The 16,294-nt window shown below is 64.1% G+C and carries 12 protein-coding genes; 6 read left to right on the plus strand and 6 right to left on the minus strand.

Features of this window, described 5'->3' with window-relative positions; translation table 11 throughout:
- Positions 1–410: 410 nt before the first annotated feature.
- From BLR29_RS29535 to BLR29_RS29545, 3 genes are all read left to right on the plus strand, one after another.
- On the plus strand, positions 411–2,333 hold the full coding sequence (locus BLR29_RS29535) for a PrkA family serine protein kinase (RefSeq protein WP_092142929.1): 1,923 nt from the start codon (positions 411–413) through the stop codon (positions 2,331–2,333).
- A 72-nt stretch (positions 2,334–2,405) separates the two neighbouring features.
- Entirely contained in the window at positions 2,406–3,680 is a 1,275-nt protein-coding gene (locus BLR29_RS29540) for a YeaH/YhbH family protein (protein ID WP_092142932.1), read from the plus strand.
- A 45-nt stretch (positions 3,681–3,725) separates the two neighbouring features.
- Positions 3,726–5,264 carry a SpoVR family protein gene (locus tag BLR29_RS29545; RefSeq protein ID WP_092142935.1) on the plus strand — a complete coding sequence of 513 codons (1,539 nt, stop codon included), beginning with the start codon at positions 3,726–3,728 and terminating at the stop codon, positions 5,262–5,264.
- Positions 5,265–5,342: 78 nt separating this feature from the next.
- Here the strand turns inward: BLR29_RS29545 and BLR29_RS29550 are convergent, their stop codons facing one another.
- Both BLR29_RS29550 and BLR29_RS29555 read right to left on the minus strand, forming a co-directional pair.
- Positions 5,343–6,536: a helix-turn-helix transcriptional regulator gene (locus BLR29_RS29550; protein WP_092142938.1), complete on the minus strand. Its 1,194-nt coding sequence runs from the start codon at positions 6,534–6,536 to the stop codon at positions 5,343–5,345.
- Between the two features lie 426 nt (positions 6,537–6,962).
- A complete protein-coding gene (locus BLR29_RS29555; protein WP_092142940.1) occupies positions 6,963–9,272 on the minus strand; it encodes a mechanosensitive ion channel family protein in 2,310 nt (769 codons plus the stop codon).
- A 280-nt stretch (positions 9,273–9,552) separates the two neighbouring features.
- Here BLR29_RS29555 and BLR29_RS29560 point away from each other — a divergent pair, with 280 nt between their 5' ends.
- Together BLR29_RS29560 and BLR29_RS29565 are read left to right on the plus strand one after the other, a co-directional pair.
- Positions 9,553–9,963, plus strand: coding sequence for a hypothetical protein (locus tag BLR29_RS29560; protein ID WP_092142943.1), 411 nt, complete (start codon positions 9,553–9,555; stop codon positions 9,961–9,963).
- A 255-nt stretch (positions 9,964–10,218) separates the two neighbouring features.
- Entirely contained in the window at positions 10,219–10,845 is a 627-nt protein-coding gene (locus BLR29_RS29565; protein WP_092142946.1) for a LysE family translocator, read from the plus strand.
- Positions 10,846–10,857: 12 nt separating this feature from the next.
- Here the strand turns inward: BLR29_RS29565 and BLR29_RS29570 are convergent, their stop codons facing one another.
- Both BLR29_RS29570 and BLR29_RS29575 read right to left on the minus strand, forming a co-directional pair.
- Positions 10,858–11,532, minus strand: a complete 675-nt coding sequence (locus BLR29_RS29570) for a histidine phosphatase family protein (RefSeq protein WP_092142975.1) — start codon at positions 11,530–11,532, stop codon at positions 10,858–10,860.
- A gap of 260 nt (positions 11,533–11,792) precedes the next feature.
- The gene (locus tag BLR29_RS29575; protein ID WP_092142949.1) at positions 11,793–12,482 is read right to left on the minus strand and encodes a TetR/AcrR family transcriptional regulator; all 690 of its coding nucleotides are present in this window, start codon (positions 12,480–12,482) and stop codon (positions 11,793–11,795) included.
- Between the two features lie 268 nt (positions 12,483–12,750).
- On the opposite strand from BLR29_RS29575, the gene BLR29_RS29580 reads away from it, so the two are divergent.
- Entirely contained in the window at positions 12,751–13,758 is a 1,008-nt protein-coding gene (locus BLR29_RS29580; protein WP_092142951.1) for a Bug family tripartite tricarboxylate transporter substrate binding protein, read from the plus strand.
- Positions 13,759–13,824: 66 nt separating this feature from the next.
- On the opposite strand, the gene BLR29_RS29585 is transcribed toward BLR29_RS29580, so the two are convergent.
- Positions 13,825–14,247, minus strand: a complete 423-nt coding sequence (locus BLR29_RS29585) for a hypothetical protein (protein ID WP_255371504.1) — start codon at positions 14,245–14,247, stop codon at positions 13,825–13,827.
- A gap of 104 nt (positions 14,248–14,351) precedes the next feature.
- Positions 14,352–15,944 carry a 3'-5' exonuclease family protein gene (locus BLR29_RS29590; protein ID WP_092142981.1) on the minus strand — a complete coding sequence of 531 codons (1,593 nt, stop codon included), beginning with the start codon at positions 15,942–15,944 and terminating at the stop codon, positions 14,352–14,354.
- Positions 15,945–16,294: the final 350 nt, after the last annotated feature.

Below are 16,294 nucleotides of genomic sequence, written 5' to 3' on the forward strand. Positions count from 1 at the left end.
ACAATGCGTGATCGGGCACAGTAGAGATAGCGATGTAGGACCATGGCCGACAAGCGCTGTCAGACGTTACTGGTTTTGTGCGCTGGTTACACACGGCGTCTGTGCATTAGCCGCCAGAAAGGTGTAAGGTGTGTCACAAGCATGGTCAATGGCCCGTCGCGCGGGGTGAGCAGGCGAGTGTTTCAGTGAGTGCGATGCGCGGTGTCGACACCCGTCGCAACGACTGAAGGGATGTGGATTTAGCACGTCAACTCCGGTCTCACCATCGTCGTTATTGACTATGATGAAGTAAAGACTTCGCAACATGGCAACTCCGCCAGGCCGGGGTGGTGGAACGCAACATTGCCGCGGAGTCTTAGGGGAGCAGAACTACCTTCGCCTCGGACGTGGGACTCTGACGGGAGTGAGGTATGGACATTTTTGGCCACTACGCCACGCGCTTCGAAGGCCGTAAGGAAGAGGAATTCAGCATCCAGGAGTACCTGGAGATCTGCAAGAAGGATCCTACTGCCTACGCGACCGCCGCAGAGCGCATGCTCGCCGCAATCGGACAGCCTGAACTGGTGGATACCCACCACGATCCGCGGCTGTCCCGACTGTTCTTCAACAAGGTCATCCGGGTGTACCCGGCCTTCCGCGACTTCTATGGGATGGAAGACACGATCGAGCAGATCGTCTCCTTCTTCAAGCACGCGGCGCAGGGCCTTGAAGAACGCAAACAGATCCTGTATCTGCTTGGGCCCCCTGGCGGCGGCAAATCGTCTCTTGCCGAGAAGCTCAAGGCGCTGATGGAGGAGATCCCCATTTACGCGCTGAAGGGGTCCCCCATCCATGAATCGCCACTCGGACTGTTCTCGCCCGAGGAGGACGGCAAGATCATGGAGGAGGACTATGGCATTCCGGTGCGCTACCTGAATACCATTCCCTCGCCGTGGACGGTCAAGCGTCTGCACGAGTTCAATGGTGACATCACCAAATTCCGCGTGGTCAAGCTGCGGCCGTCGGTGCTGTCGCAGATCGCGATTTCCAAGACGGAGCCTGGCGATGAAAACAACCAGGATATCTCCTCGCTGGTCGGCAAGGTCGACATTCGCAAACTGGAGGACTTCCCGCAGGATGACCCGGACGCCTATTCGTATTCCGGCGGACTTTGCCTGGCCAACCGCGGCCTTCTCGAGTTCGTGGAAATGTTCAAGGCGCCCATCAAGGTTCTGCACCCGCTGCTGACCGCGACGCAGGAAGGCAACTACAAGGGGACGGAAGGCTTCGGCGCGATCCCGTTCGACGGCATCATCCTCGCGCACTCGAACGAGGCCGAATGGCAGACCTTCAAGGCCGACAAGAACAACGAGGCTTTCCTCGACCGGATCTATATCGTGAAGGTGCCGTACTGCCTGCGCGTGTCCGACGAGGTGAAGATCTACGACAAGCTGCTGCGCAGCAGTTCGCTCTCCGCCGCGCCGAACGCGCCGAACACGCTGAAGATGATGGCGCAGTTCGCGGTGCTCACGCGGATCAAGGAGCCGGAGAATTCGAACATCTTCTCGAAGATGCGCGTCTATGACGGCGAGAGCCTGAAGGACGTGGACCCGAAGGCGAAGTCGTACCAGGAATATCGCGACTACGCCGGCATCGACGAAGGCATGAACGGGTTGTCGACGCGCTTCGCGTTCAAGGTGCTGTCCAAGGTCTTCAACTTCGACAATACCGAGGTCGCGGCCAATCCGGTGCACCTGCTCTACGTGCTCGAGCAGCAGATCGAGCGCGAACAGTTTCCGCCCGAGCAGGAAGCCAAGCTGCTGTCGTATATCAAGGAGTATCTGACAACGCCGTTCGTGGAGTTCATCGGCAAGGAAATCCAGACCGCTTACCTGGAGTCCTATTCCGAGTATGGCCAGAACATCTTCGACCGCTATGTGGTGTTTGCCGACCTGTGGATCCAGGACCAGGAGTACAGGGATCCGAACACCGGCGAAATCCTCGACCGCAACGCGCTGAACGATGAGCTCGAGAAGGTGGAAAAGCCGGCGGGGATCTCGAACCCGAAGGATTTCCGCAACGAGATCGTCAACTTCGTACTGCGGGCCCGCGCCAACAACGGTGGCAAGAATCCGGTCTGGACCAGCTACGAAAAGCTGCGAATGGTGATCGAAAAACGCATGTTCTCCACGACGGAGGATCTGCTGCCGGTCATCTCGTTCAACGCGAAGTCGTCACGGGAAGACCAGGACAAACACGAGAACTTCGTCAATCGCATGGTTGAGAAAGGGTACACGCCGAAACAGGTTCGACTACTGGTGGAGTGGTATTTGCGCGTCAGGAAATCGTCGTAACAACAACCGGACGCGGTGTCCTTCATCCACGCGACTTTTTAGTGGCGTTTCATCAAGGCGGGCGGGCGGCTTATGGCTACGGTCATCGATCGGCGCGAAAATGGCGGCAACAAGAGTGCCGTCAATCAGCAACGCTTCATCAAGCGCTACCGCGAGCAGATCCGGCAAGCGGTGGCGAAGGCGGTGTCCGGCCGGAAGATCATGGACATCGAGCAGAGCGGGCAGGTGTCCATTCCGGTCAAGGACATCACCGAGCCGATCTTCCACCACGGCCAGGGCGGCAAGCGCGAATGGATCCACCCGGGCAACAAGAAGTTTGTCAAAGGCGACAGCTTTGACCGCCAGCAGCAGGGTGGCGGTGGCGGTGGGTCGCGCGCCAGCGACAGCGGCGAGGGCGAGGACGATTTCGTCTTTACGCTGTCGCGCGAGGACTTCCTGAATTTCTTCTTCGAGGACATGGCGCTGCCGGACCTGGCCAAGCGCCACCTCGCCAAGATCGCCGAGGTGCGCAAGGTGCGCGCCGGCTACTCCATTGACGGCACGCCATCGAACCTGTCGATCCTGCGCACCATGCGCAGTTCGATCGGGCGGCGCATCGCGCTGTCGAGCCCCTACATCAAGCGCTTGCGCGAACTCGAGATCGAGTACAGCGAGGAGATCGAAAAGGAAGGGCCTTACTCGGACAACGCGGTGGCTCTGATGGAGAAGATGCGTCACCTGCGCGCCTGCGTGGACCGCGTGCCCTTTATCGAGAAGCTTGACCTGCGCTACAACAACCGCGTGCTCAAGAAGCGGCCCCAGGCGCAGGCCGTGATGTTCTGCCTGATGGACGTGTCGGGGTCCATGGACGAAAGCCGCAAGGACCTGGCCAAGCGCTTCTTCATGCTGCTGTATCTGTTCCTCAAACGGAACTACGAGCGCATCGACGTGGTGTTCATCCGCCATCACACGGTGGCGAAAGAGGTGGAGGAGGAAGACTTCTTCCATTCGCGCGAGTCCGGTGGTACCGTGGTCTCCAGTGCGCTCAAACTGATGGTGGAGGTCATCCACGACCGCTACCCGCCGAGCCAGTGGAACATCTACTGCGCCCAGGCTTCCGATGGCGATAACTGGGCCGGCGATTCGGAGTTGTGCGGACGCCTGCTGCGCGATTCGATCCTGCCGCTCGTGCAGTACTACGCCTATGTGGAAGTGGCCTCGGAGGAACCGCAGAATCTCTGGGAGGAATACCTCACGGTGAAGAGTCAGTTCGAGCACTTTGCGATGCAGCGCATCATCGGTGCCGACGAGATCTATCCCGTGCTGCACGATCTCTTCCAGAAGCGGGCCGCGTGGCCTGGCAGGTAGCTGCCGGTTCGCCTGACCGGTAGTGGTACGTAACTGGGGACGTCTATGGCCTATCTCTCCACGGGCTCGGAGTGGACCTTCGAGCTGATCCAGCGTTACGACCGCGAGATCGCCCGCATTGCCGGCGATTTCGGGCTGGACACCTATCCGAACCAGATCGAGATCATCACCGCGGAGCAGATGCTGGACGCCTATGCGTCCGCGGGGCTGCCGGTGGGCTACAGCCACTGGTCGTACGGCAAGCATTTCCTGGCCTCCGAGCGCAGCTACCAGCGCGGCCACATGGGGCTGGCGTACGAGATCGTGATCAACTCCAATCCGTGCATCGCGTACCTGATGGAGGAGAACACGATGCCGATGCAAGCGCTGACCATCGCGCACGCCTGCTACGGCCATAACTCGTTTTTCAAGGGCAACTATCTGTTCCGCACCTGGACCAATGCGGACGCCATCATCGACTACCTGCTGTTCGCCAAGAACTATGTGGCGCAGTGCGAGCAGCGCTACGGCGAGCAGGAGGTGGAGCTGCTGCTGGATTCCTGCCACGCGCTTCAGAACTACGGCGTGGACCGCTACAAGCGGCCCAAGAAGCTGTCGATCACCGAGGAGATGGCGCGTCAGACCGAGCGCGAGAACTACCTGCAGATGCAGGTCAACGACCTCTGGCGCACGCTGCCGAAGCATCGGCCCCATCTGCTCAAGGAAGAAGAGGAGAACGGGGAACCGGACATCGCCTTTCCGCCGGAGCCGCAGGAGAACCTGCTTTACTTCATCGAGAAAAATGCGCCCAAGCTGCAGCCGTGGCAGCGCGAGATCGTGCGCATCGTGCGCAAGATCGCGCAGTACTTCTATCCGCAGCGCCAGACCAAGGTCATGAACGAGGGCTGGGCGACGTTCTGGCACTACACGATCCTGCACCAGCTCTACGAAGAGAAGCTCGTCAACGATGCGTTCATGCTCGAACTGCTGCAGGCGCACACCAATGTCATCTACCAGCCGCCTTACCACAGCCCGTACTACAGCGGCCTGAACCCGTACACGCTGGGTTTCCTGATGTTCCAGGACATTCGTCGCATGTGCGAGAACCCGACCGAGGAAGACAGGCGCTGGGCGCCGGAAATCGCGGGCACCGACTGGCGCACGACGCTGGACTTCGCCATGCGCAACTTCAAGGACGAGAGCTTCCTGCTGCAGTTCCTGTCGCCACGCGTGATCCGGGAACTGAAGCTGTTCTCGGTGCTGGATGATGATCGCGAAGGCAAGCTGCGCGTGACCGCCATCCATGACGACGAAGGCTACCGCGGCATCCGCCAGTTGCTGGCCAATCAGTACGACCTGTCGAACATGGAGCCCAACATCCAGGTCACCAATGTGGATGTCGGGGGCGACCGCTCGCTGACGCTGCGGCACCTGCAGAGCGATCGCCGGCCGCTGGCGCAGAGCTTCGACGAAGTGGTGCGGCACGTCACGCGGCTATGGGGGTTCACGGTGCGGCTCGAAGTGGCCTACGAGGACGGCCGGCGCGAACTCAAGTACGAGTGCAAGCCGGAGCGCAAGCACCATCACCAACGCAAGGCGGCCTAGCGACGCGAGCTGCTGGCACCAATGCAAACCGGGCCTCACAGGGCCCGGTTTGTTTTTTGCGGTCGCGTGGGCGCCCGGTCAGCGCCGCACCGCATGCAGCCGCGCGGACCTCGGGCGCGCCGCGGAACTGGCGCCGGCGCGCTCCAGGTCCACGCCGGGCAGCAGGTGCAGCAGTCGGACCAACTCCGATTGCCGATGCGTGCCGGTCTTGCGCAGCGTATCGCGGATATGGACGCGCACGGTGTGCGGCGACAGGAATTCGCGCTCGGCGATTTCATTCAGCGTCTCGCCGGCCGCCAGTCGGATGGCGATGATGCTCTCCTTCTTCGACAGCCCGAACAGCGACGTCAGCACGGCGGCGTCAAGCACCGACCTCGATTCCGAGTTGCCCAGCAGCATCATCGCCGCCGGCAGTTGCCACGGCCCTTCCACGGGCTGGCGCGACACCAGCGGCATGACGATCATCGGCACCGGCTGGCCGCCGGACGTGATGTGCATCCACGACCCCGCCGCGGCGCCGCCGTTGCGGCCACCGTGCACGGCGGCGTCGAGCATCTTGTTGAGCACTGCCTGAAGCGATTCCGGGTGCGCGCAGAGAACGCCGTTTTCGAGCGCGAGATTGGCGTCGGCCTGCACGAGGGCTTCGGCCCAGCTGTTGGCGTAGCGCACGCGCATATCGGCCTGAAGGACCATGACGCCGAAGTCGAGGGTGTCGAGTCCCGCCAGGCCGAGCGACGCCAGGCCGCTCAGTTCGAAATTGCGATGCTGCATGCGCGCGGCGCGTGCCCAGTGCGGCATGACCTGCGCCAGCCGTCGATCGCGGTGATCCCGCGGCAGCGGGTCCGCGCCGTTGGGTGTGGCGCTCATCATCACGCAGACCTCGGCGGTGTCGAACAGGCGGACGCCATGCTCGAGGCCGCCGCAGTCGTACACCGCGGCACCGGCAAGCACGGGTGTGGCCACCATCTGCGCGCCGGCGGCTGCCGGCATGGCCTCGCAGGCCAGCGCGGCGGTCGCGCGCGTGGCGGGGCCGGGCAGGGACCGCATGCTGTCAGGCATGCTGTTGGCGCTCGTGAAGCAGCCATGTGGCGTGACCCCAAGGCGTGCCTGACCCGCGAGCTTGTCCCAGATCAGGTAGCTCGGACTGTCGGTGCAGGTGTAGCGGGAAAACAGGTCAAGGGCGGCCGGCATGGCCGCCACGTCCATGGCGGACTCGTAGATACAATCGACCAGACGATGAAATACGTCGTCGGCAGACGGGTGTTCGCCCATATTGATTTCCCCCGGTGGCAAACGCCTTTTCCTCAAGACCACTGCATCGAGGCGTGGTCCCCTTGTTATGTATGCATCCCTGGCTCACCGGTTTGACCCGGTGGCGACGTCTCTGTGATCTGGCAGGCGATGGCACTGCCGGCCCCGGACGCATGATGATGATCGTGCAGAAACCGGCACCGGGAACATCCCGCCTTAGGGGGGCACACCCCGCGTCTCGCGTGGCTTTCCGGCAGATTGCCGGTCCGCTTGCGACGGCGTCGGCAGGCTCCCCCCGCCGCACCGGCTGTCACAGCCGAGACTCGCGTGATAGTAATGCGGGGCCTCCCGTATCTCAAAGCATCGCAATCATTGTTTTGGCACGCGTTTGCGCAAAAGCGACAGCTTTATGTCGGCGGGAGCCGATGGACGTGACAGGGCCTGAGATCAGGCGGTTTTTCCTTGCTGCGGGGTGACGAGTTCGACGCCCGCGCCGGCTGCCGCCGCGGTCACGCCGGCATCGCCTGCCGCGCCGCCGTCGACCTGCACGGTCAGGTGGGGTGCGGCCATGCGGATGCCGTTGGCGTCGAAATTGCGCTTGAGCCGGACATTGAAGGCGCGTGTGATTTCCGCCTGCGTCAGCGGCCGGGTTTTGAACTGCGCCAGGACTACCTGCCCGTTGGGGTCGAACCGGTCCAGCCCCAGGATGTCGAGGCCGGACAGCAGGTTGCGGCTGTAGCGGTGGTCGCGCGCCAACTCGGCACCCGTGCTGCGAATGATCTCCAGCGCGCGGTCCAGGTCGCTCTGGTAGGCCACCGAGATGTTGAACACCGCGAACGCGTAGCCCCGTGACAGGTTCTTGACGGTCTTGATCTGGCTATAGGGCAGCGTGTGCAACGCGCCCTTGCCGTCGCGCAGCCTGACGGTGCGGATCGTCATGGCCTCCACGACGCCAGCGTGGTCGGGCAGTTCGATGGAGTCCCCGATGGCGATGGAGTCCTCGATCACGATGAAGAGCCCCGTGATCAGGTCCTGCACCAGGCTTTGCGCACCAAATCCGATGGCCAGGCCGACCACGCCGGCACCGGCCAGCAGCGGCGTGACGTTGATGCCAAGGTTGGCCATGACCGCGATCATCGCCACGACCAGCAGCGCGACGAATGATGCATTGCGAACCAGTGGCAGGATGGTCTTGGCGCGCAGGCTGGGCTGGGCGGCGCGGCCATGGGTGGGGGACAAGGTTTGCGTGATGGCGGTGTCGATCAGCAGCCACGCCAGCCAGGACAGCAGCACGATGCCGATGACGCTCAGGATGGCTTGCGTGATGTGCCGCCCGAGTACAGTGGTTTCGGCCATCCGCATCAGTGATGTGTGCCAGATCCGCGCGTTGATCTCGAAAAACACCAGCCAGATCCCGACGCGGATCAGGGCCGCGCCAAAGCGGCCGAAGCGTTGTATGTAGGCGGAGCGCCGCCGGTCACGCAGCCGCGGCGCGCGCACTGTCGCCTTGGGGGACCGGCCCACCACCAGGGTCATCATCAGTGCCGCCACGAACAGTGCCACGGTAGCCACCGCGCGCCGCAGGAATTCGTCGGCGTGACCGGTAGCCATGATCGTGCCGATCACGGATGACACGACCACTGCGAGCATCGGCAGGTACCAGGCCTGCCCGGCAATCCGCAGCAGGTCCATGATGGCCGGGTGTTGCTGGCGGAAAGCCAGCGGTCGCAGCGCGATCAGGTGGCCCACCTGTCGCCGGAAGCGTATGGCGAACACGCCGATCAGGATCGCGGCGAGGATGTTGGCGTAGGTGCCGATGAGCCCAGCGAGATTGACGCCGAGCGCGGAAATGGCGCGGGGGTCCGTGTTGGCTTCGCCCAGCGCGGCCAGCGAGCCGGTGACGAACAGGAGCCACGGCGAGTGTTGCAGGAGGTCGCGTACGGCGCGCGCACGATGCGCGGACTGGAACAGCGCGAAGATGACCTGGCACACCGCCGACATCACGGCGCCCGCGACGATGGCATAGGCCACGATGACGCCCGCCATGCTGGCAGGGGTCCGGCCAAAGATCTGATAGGCCAGCAGAACCGTCAGGGCGAAAGCCACGATCCACGGCCCGATCCGCCGCAGGAAGTAGATGCCCACATCGACCCAGGAAGGGATGGACGGCAAGGGCGTCGGCCTGGCGGGTTGCAAACGGTTCCGGTGCAGTCTTCGCGAGAGTTCCCAGAGCAGCCAGCCCGTCAGTGCCCAGCCGGCCAGGACGGTGGCGAACTCGCGGATCGAGACGATGGCTGGCCGCGTGTGGTTGAGCGTGAGGGCCTCGCGCCATTCCTCGCCGGCAAACCGCATGCGCCAGTCCCAGTAGTGCCACGGGCCGCGGTCCCTGTGCGGGGCGTTGTCGATGTCCTGCAGCGCCTGCGTGACGGCGCCGATCAGTCCAGGTGCCGGCGCGCTGGCCTGGGCGGCGGAAGCGGCGGCTGCCGCAGATGCATCGAGACCGCGTCTCAGCGCTTGCAACTGGTTGACCAGGTTCTGGCGCTCCTTCTCGTTCTGCAGCGTGCCAATGACCTGGTCGATCGATTGTGTCAGTGGCACGCTGGCCGGGGCGGCTGGCGCCGAGGCGGCTTCGGCCTTCTTCACGGCGGCGACGATCGGATTGGCGGGGGCCGCATGGGCCGCGGCCGCAAGCGCCATCGCCAGCAGGGCGAGCGGCAGCAGTGCCAGGGTCAGGAATCGAAGGGGCAGACGGTGCATGGATGCGGGGCGCGCAGAGACGGGACGTCTGGCTGGCTCCGGACGGAATGCCAGCATCGCGTCACTGTAGCGCATCGGCACGCGAAGTCGGGCATGCCATCCGCGTTGCAGCGAATTTCCGATCGCCGGTTAAAGTTGAAAAAAATTGAATGACTTATCCTGAACGTGGCCCGGTATCGATCACTTGCGAGGCATATAGTTCAGCACATGGACGGCGCGAACGAGCAAACGCGGACGTCCGGAGCCATCAAATCAACTTAATGACTTACGGAGAGAAATCATGACCAAGACCGCCGCCCTGAAGATCGCATCCACGCTCCTCCTGTCCCTGGCCGCCCTCGGCACCGTTCAGGCGAGCACCGTGCCGGCCGACAAGTACGGCTACGAATTCCGCACCGGCGTACCCGCTGACCAATACGGCTACGAATTCCGGACGCACGACGCCTTTACGGACGGCGCCCGCACTGGCAAGTTTGATCCGTATGCCGACGGCGCCCGCACCGTGGCGGGCCTGGACAAGGTAGGCGTCTCGGCTCCCCCCGCACGGACCTTCGATCCGTATGCCGACGGTGCCCGTGGTGCCGATCCGTACACCGATGGCGCACGTTTCGTCGCTGGCCTGGATAACGTCGGTGTATCGGCCAGCCCGGCGCGTGGCTTTGACCCATACCTCGACGGCGCCCGTGCGTAAGAGGAACCCATAAGGAACAAGTAGTGATTTGCCCACGCAAGAGCGGGGCGCAGGAAGTCTGCCTGCGCCCCGCTTTCCTTTTTGGGCGACGGATTGCCGTGTCCGGCGTGGCGTGATCGCAATCGAGGTGGCGCCGCCGCGTGTCGTGCAGACGGCATTCGGCATGCTAAAGCGCGGGCGCCGGGCCGATTCGCGCCGTCCTCGCATCGGGTACTTTGGGCTACCATCACCCTCTCATCGAAGAGGACTTCTCACATGCCATCGCTCGATACCCTGCTGCCTTTCCTCGGCATCGCCATCCTGCTGGGGCTAGCCCCCGGGCCGGACAATATCTTCGTATTGCTGCAGTCCGCCATGCATGGCACACGGGCGGGGCTGACCGTCGTACTGGGGCTGTGTACGGGATTGCTCGTGCATACGGCCGTGGTGGCGGTCGGTCTGGCCGCATTGCTTGCGGCGTCAGTGGTGGCGTTTACCGTGTTGAAGATCGCGGGTGCGCTGTACCTGATCTATCTGGCGTGGCAGGCGTTTCGCGCACCGGTGGGTGAGTTGCCGAAGGCCGGCGAGGGCGTCAAGCCCGGCAAGCACATGTACTGGCGTGGTGTGGTGATGAACCTCACCAACCCCAAGGTCGTGATTTTCTTCCTGGCATTCCTGCCGCAGTTCGTGACGCCCGAACGCGGTCACGTGGCGCTGCAGCTGATGGTGCTGGGATTCGTGTTCATCCTGGCCACGCTGCTGGTGTTCGGCGCGATCGCGTGGTTCTCCGGTGTGTTTGGCCGGATCCTGATGCGATCGGCCCGCGTGCAGCGGGCAGTGAACTGGTTTGCCGGAACGGTATTCCTGGCCCTGGCGGGCCGGTTGGCGTTGTCGCAGCGGTAACGGCGCGGTCGGTCAGGCGAAGGTGATCGCGTCCCGCCGCTCGGCACGTTCCAGGTGTGGCACGTTGTTGAAGCTCAGGAGTCGCTGCGTGTCACGGCCGACGATCAACTCGCAAAAGCCCGTGTTGCGGAACTGAAGGTTCAGTTCGATGGCGGTCTGCGTCGGCGCGCCCAGCAGGTCCGCCACCGCGCGGCCAATGGCGCCGCCGGAACTGACCACCAGCAGCGCATCCTCGCGCGCGGCACCTTCAGTGGCGTGGGTCAGTGCGGCCTGCATGCGGGCGCCGAACTCTGACCAGGTCTCCGGCATCCCCGTCAGCTTGTCTTGTGTCCACGCCGCGAAGGCTGCACGGAACGTGCGCCAGTAGTCCTGATAGTCGCCGTTCTGGTGAGCACGATGGTCGGCGCCCTGGGTGAAGCTGCGGTACAGCGCCTCACCATCGTATTCGTTCAGACCGGCGTGCGATGCCACAACAGTGTCGGCGGCGCCCATGCCGGCCAGGATGCCGGTGGCGGTGTCCTGCTGGCGCACCAGCGTGCCGGCGATGACGCGCCGGAAACTGATGCCGCGATCACGGAAATACTCGCCGAGCCAGCGCGCCTGCTGGCGGCCCACGTCAGACAAGCAATCATAGTTGGCGGCCCCGAACGAGGCTTGGCCGTGACGGACCAGGAAAAGCGTTGCCACGATGTGACGGGCGTCTCGCGCCAGCATGAATTCGGTTGAGACGGATTCTAGGGGGACTGCGCCGGCGCACAAAGCAAGCCCCGCCGGAATTCATAGCGGCCATTTCCGCGATGCATTGCCCCATGCGGTCCCGCGCCCGGCCGTGTGCCGCGTTGTGCCGGCAATGGCGCGCGGATGTGGTCGTGACTGCAAAGCGAAGGGAGGCGCGGTATGGCGATACGGATGCGGCGTTTTGACTTCAGGGCATCAGGGCGACGGCATCAGCCTGCGACGTTGGCGTCGAGCCCGAGATAGCTGGTGACCATGCGCGTCATCTCGGCGGGCAGCCGTTCATCGCCCAGCGGCAGTGGGCCGGGATTGTTGAGCACGGCGTTGACCAGCGTGCCGAAGACCATCTGCATTGCAAAGCGCACGCGCAGTTCCGCCTCGGCGGGAGGATCCGGCAGGCGTGGCACCAGCAGCGCGACCAGGCGCTCGACGATCTCCTCGCCATTCTTCTGATGGGGCAGCCATTCCTCGGGCCGGGCGGAAGCGTGCTTGAGCGAAGCCCGGATGACGCCGCGGTTGTTGTGGCATCCGTTCGTCAGGAATCGCATGGTCTTCTCGACAATCTGGCTTGCCGGCACCTCGCTCCAGCGCTCTTCCGCCATATAGCGCGCGACGGAGGCCTCCGTCTCCTGCATGACCAGCGAGCGAAGCGATTCGAAGAACGACATCTTGTCGCGGAAGCGTCCGTAGAACGCACCTACGGAGACCTGGCATGCTGCGGCGATCTGTGCGACGGACACGGCGGCAAAGTCGCGCTGCGCCAGCAGTTCGCGCCCGGCCGTCAGCAGTGCCTGTTCGGTCTCACGCGCGCGGCGCTGGCGCGGCGGCTGAAGGATCGACGGCGTGTCGATGCGGGGGAAGGCGGTGGCGGCGATCTCGTCACCTGGGGGCGAAGCATGCATGGGCAATTTTCGTATTCGAATTCGAATTCGGTTTTGCACCTTACGTGTGGCCAGTCTGGAGCGTCAAGCTGGGGTTTACGATTTCCAATATCGGGGGAAACTCGCTCTGCCTGCTGACACAAGCCGCGGGGAGCCGCCCACTGCGGAAACAGGGGACATCCCGTACATCGAACACATACGGCTGGCTTCGCCAAGATGTCATAAAAACGTCACAATGGCAGCCAGGCCCTGCCGCAAAGAGCTGGGGCCATTTCCGGAGAGAGAAGAGATGACGTTGTCCGCCGCTACCGCAACCCTGTTTACCCGTCGCCTCCGACGCACCCTGGCCGTACTCGCCGTGGCGCCACTGGCCATTGCTGCCGGCGCCGCGCAGGCGGCCTGGCCGGAAAAGCCGATCCGGCTGGTGGTGGCCTTTCCCCCGGGCGGCCCGGTCGACACGCACGCGCGCATCCTGGCCGAAAAGCTGCAGCCGATTCTCGGCCAGACGCTGGTGCTGGACTACAAGGCTGGCGCAGCCGGCAATATCGGCTCCGATAACGTGGCCAAGGCCGCGCCCGACGGCTACACGCTGCTCATCGCCAATACTGGGCAGATGGCGATCAACAACTCGCTCTATCCCAAGTTGCCTTACGCCATGCCCAGGGATTTCGCGCCCGTGGCCCGCACGGCGCTGATTCCGCTGGTGATGGTCGTCAATAACAACGTGCCGGCGAAGAACCTCAAGGAGTTCATCGCCTATGCCAAGGGGAATCCCGGCAAGCTGAACTTCGCCTCGGGCGGCAATGGCGGGATCTCGCACCTGATGCCCGAGATGTTCAAGCAGGCGTCTGGCACGTTCATCGTCCACATTCCCTATAAGGGCAGCGCCCCGGCGTTGACCGACGTAATGGGAGGGCAGGCGCAGATGATGGCCGATTCGATTCCACTGTTCACGCAGCAGATCAAGGCGGGCAAGGTGCGGCCACTGGCGGTGACGTCGCGCCAGCGTTCGCCGGCGCTGCCCGACGTGCCGACGATGGAAGAGTCGGGGCTCAAGGGTTTCGAGGTGGTGGGTTTTTACGGGATGCTGGCCCCTGCCGGCACGCCGAAGGAGGTCGTCGACAAGCTGTCCGGCGCGCTGCGCACCGTCCTGGCGGATCCCGATACGAAGGCCAAGTTCGAGCAGCAGGGTGCCGAACCGGCCTGGCAATCACCGGAGGCGTTCACGACGACGATCCTGAACGAGCAGGCGCGTTGGGGTCAGGCCGTGAAGGCATCCGGCGCGAAGATCGACTGATGGCGTCGCGGTAAAACGGCTGCGGCTATCGCCGCCGTCGCCGCTGTCCTGAGCGGCGCGGCGCCGTCAGCTTGCCGCCTGGGGCGGTTTCCGGGTCAGTCCCGCGCACTGACCGATCAGTGTCTGCACGCAGCATGCGCTGCCGCTCCATTCGCCGCCGATGACGTTGCCGTCCGGGCCGGCCATCAGTTTGCGCTGGCAATAGGCGGCGGTGGGCGGAGGCTCCAGCCGCGCATCGCGCGGGCCGCTGCCCGGCGGGTGCGCGGTGGGGACTTCATCGGTCCAGACATAGGCGGTGCCGCCCGCCACGGCTTGCACGGATTGCGGCGGTCCCCACTGGGCTTTGGCCTGATCGACTGGCGCGCCTCGCCACGAATCGAAGATCCGCTGCATCGTGCTGGCCTCGATGTTGGCGCACGCGGCGGTGAGGCTCATCGCGCAGATGGAGATCATGGCGACACAGGGGGCGGAATGGCGGCGCGACGGCATGGCGGCTCCAACGGTAGCAGACCCTCCTTCGCAGACTAGCCGAGCGGCGCTGTCGCTGCCAGTGCGTCTATGCGCGCTGGCGCACGAAAAATGCGTGGCCGGTGTCAGGAAAACAGCGCAAGGGTTTGCTGATCCGGACTGGCCGCGGAGGTACGCCGGGTGGTTGCTGACGGACTTGCCTGCGTTGTGCGCTTCGGCGCGGGTGGCTCCGGTGGTGTCAGGACCAGCGTGCGCGTGGCGACCAGCGGCACGGCCGTCGCCTTCAGGTCTTGCAGGCGCGGCGCCAGAATCTGATAGGTGTCGGCATCGAAACGGGCGGCGTCGGACTGCAGCTTCGCAGCGTCTTCCAGCGTCGGCGCGGTGCCGAGGTAGCACCAGTCTTCGATGACGTGCCATGGATGCCCGGCGTCGTCCGTCTCTCTCCAGGCAATGGCCCCGTCGAACGGCCAGGGCTGCAGTGCCAGTGCGGCGATGGCCGACATCGTGCGTTCGCGATGGCTGGCGCGTGCCTCGTCGCCGGTGCACGCGCCTGCGCAACGGTGCAGTTGCCGGGCGAAACAGGGATTGCCGCGGTGGCTGGTCGCTTCCAGCATCAACGTCGCCAGGCAGAGCTGATGTTCGTCCGCCAGCTCGCGCAGCCGGGCCTGCGCGGCGGCACGGCTGCCGAACGCGCCGTAGAGCCCGGCGTGGCGGCTGAAATTGATGTGGCGGTCGGAACGCAGGCGCGGCGCGGACAGGCCCGCAGCCAGTTCCCATGAAAACAGCTCGGTGTTCTGGCGCAGCAACTGGTTGTGGAGCGGCTGCAGCGCCTTGACCAGATGGGCCTCCAATAGCAGCGCGCCCACTTCGCCGCCGGTTTCGCGCCATTCGACACGCCGCACGCCGCGGGCAAGCCGCATCTCCTTCTCATGACTATGATCGCCGGAGAAATGGGCGCGGATGCGCTGGCGCAGGTGGATGCTCTTGCCGACGTAGAGCGGCGCGTCCTGGTCGCCGAAGAACAGATAGACGCCGGGACGGTCCGGCACATCGTCGAGCGCGGTCTCGGTCAGGCCTGCCGGCAGGCTGGCATGCTTGACGAGCGACTTCACCGCGGACTCGACCAGGTCGACGGAATATACGTCGTGAATCTTCTGCCAGAACTGCCAGAGTAGTTCGGCATCGGCCAGCGCGCGGTGCCGCCCCTTGGGGGTCAGGCCAAAGCGGGCGATCAGCGCGTCCAGGCCGTGGCGCTCCACCGACGGGAACAGCGAGCGCGACAGGCGCACGGTGCAGAGGACGTCGGCACGGAAGGTGATGCCGGCGCGGCGGAACGCATTCTTGAGAAAGCCGTAGTCGAAGCGCGCGTTGTGCGCGACGAAGAGGCGGCCTTGCAGGCGTTCGGCCAGGGATTCGGCGATAGACTCGAAAGTCGGCTGGCCGCGGACCATGTCGTCGGTAATGCCGGTCATGCCCTGGATGAAGGGCGGGATGCTGGCTTGAGGGTCGATCAACGTGTCCCACTCGTGGATGCCGTCGGGGCCGACTTCGACAACGCCGATCTCTGTAATGCGATCGCGCTGGGCATCGGCGCCGGTGGTCTCCAGGTCGACGAAGACAATCGGGCGCGTCAGCGCGGCGGCGAGCGCGTGCGCGTCGAGCGTGCCGGCGTCGCGGCTCGCCAGGCGTTCGGGCATATAGGTGGGGTGGTCCGGCATCGTCGTCATGCGGCGATTCTAATGGATGCAAAAATTCTTTTTCGAAATCGCTTGCCAGCGGGTGAGGAGTCCCTTAATATTCGCCCCCTCGCAACACAAACCGCCGCTGCAAGGCAGCACTGGCAAGGGTTGCGGGGTGGATGGGGGGTTGGGGTCGCGAAGGAATGCGGCGCTGACCGAAGCGAAAAAAACTTCGCTGCCCTGTTGACGAAACGCAGGTTGTTCTTCATAATCTCGTTTCTCTGCTGCTGACGCAAACGACGCAGCGACGCAGACGGCAAAGCCGGATGCGCAAGTTCTTTAACAACCAAACAACCGATAAGTGTGGGCGCTTGATGGCGAACGCGCCG

This window comes from Cupriavidus sp. YR651 (assembly GCF_900101625.1).
Taxonomy (GTDB): Bacteria; Pseudomonadota; Gammaproteobacteria; order Burkholderiales; family Burkholderiaceae; genus Cupriavidus.

Coding starts and splice junctions, on each gene's coding strand:
- BLR29_RS29590 (WP_092142981.1), bottom strand. CDS start 15,944: ATGCCGGACCACCCCACCTATATGCCCGAACGCCTGGCGAGCCGCGAC.
- BLR29_RS29555 (WP_092142940.1), bottom strand. CDS start 9,272: ATGCACCGTCTGCCCCTTCGATTCCTGACCCTGGCACTGCTGCCGCTC.
- BLR29_RS29580 (WP_092142951.1), top strand. CDS start 12,751: ATGACGTTGTCCGCCGCTACCGCAACCCTGTTTACCCGTCGCCTCCGA.
- BLR29_RS29565 (WP_092142946.1), top strand. CDS start 10,219: ATGCCATCGCTCGATACCCTGCTGCCTTTCCTCGGCATCGCCATCCTG.
- BLR29_RS29540 (WP_092142932.1), top strand. CDS start 2,406: ATGGCTACGGTCATCGATCGGCGCGAAAATGGCGGCAACAAGAGTGCC.
- BLR29_RS29575 (WP_092142949.1), bottom strand. CDS start 12,482: ATGCATGCTTCGCCCCCAGGTGACGAGATCGCCGCCACCGCCTTCCCC.
- BLR29_RS29550 (WP_092142938.1), bottom strand. CDS start 6,536: ATGGGCGAACACCCGTCTGCCGACGACGTATTTCATCGTCTGGTCGAT.
- BLR29_RS29585 (WP_255371504.1), bottom strand. CDS start 14,247: ATGCCGTCGCGCCGCCATTCCGCCCCCTGTGTCGCCATGATCTCCATC.
- BLR29_RS29535 (WP_092142929.1), top strand. CDS start 411: ATGGACATTTTTGGCCACTACGCCACGCGCTTCGAAGGCCGTAAGGAA.
- BLR29_RS29560 (WP_092142943.1), top strand. CDS start 9,553: ATGACCAAGACCGCCGCCCTGAAGATCGCATCCACGCTCCTCCTGTCC.
- BLR29_RS29545 (WP_092142935.1), top strand. CDS start 3,726: ATGGCCTATCTCTCCACGGGCTCGGAGTGGACCTTCGAGCTGATCCAG.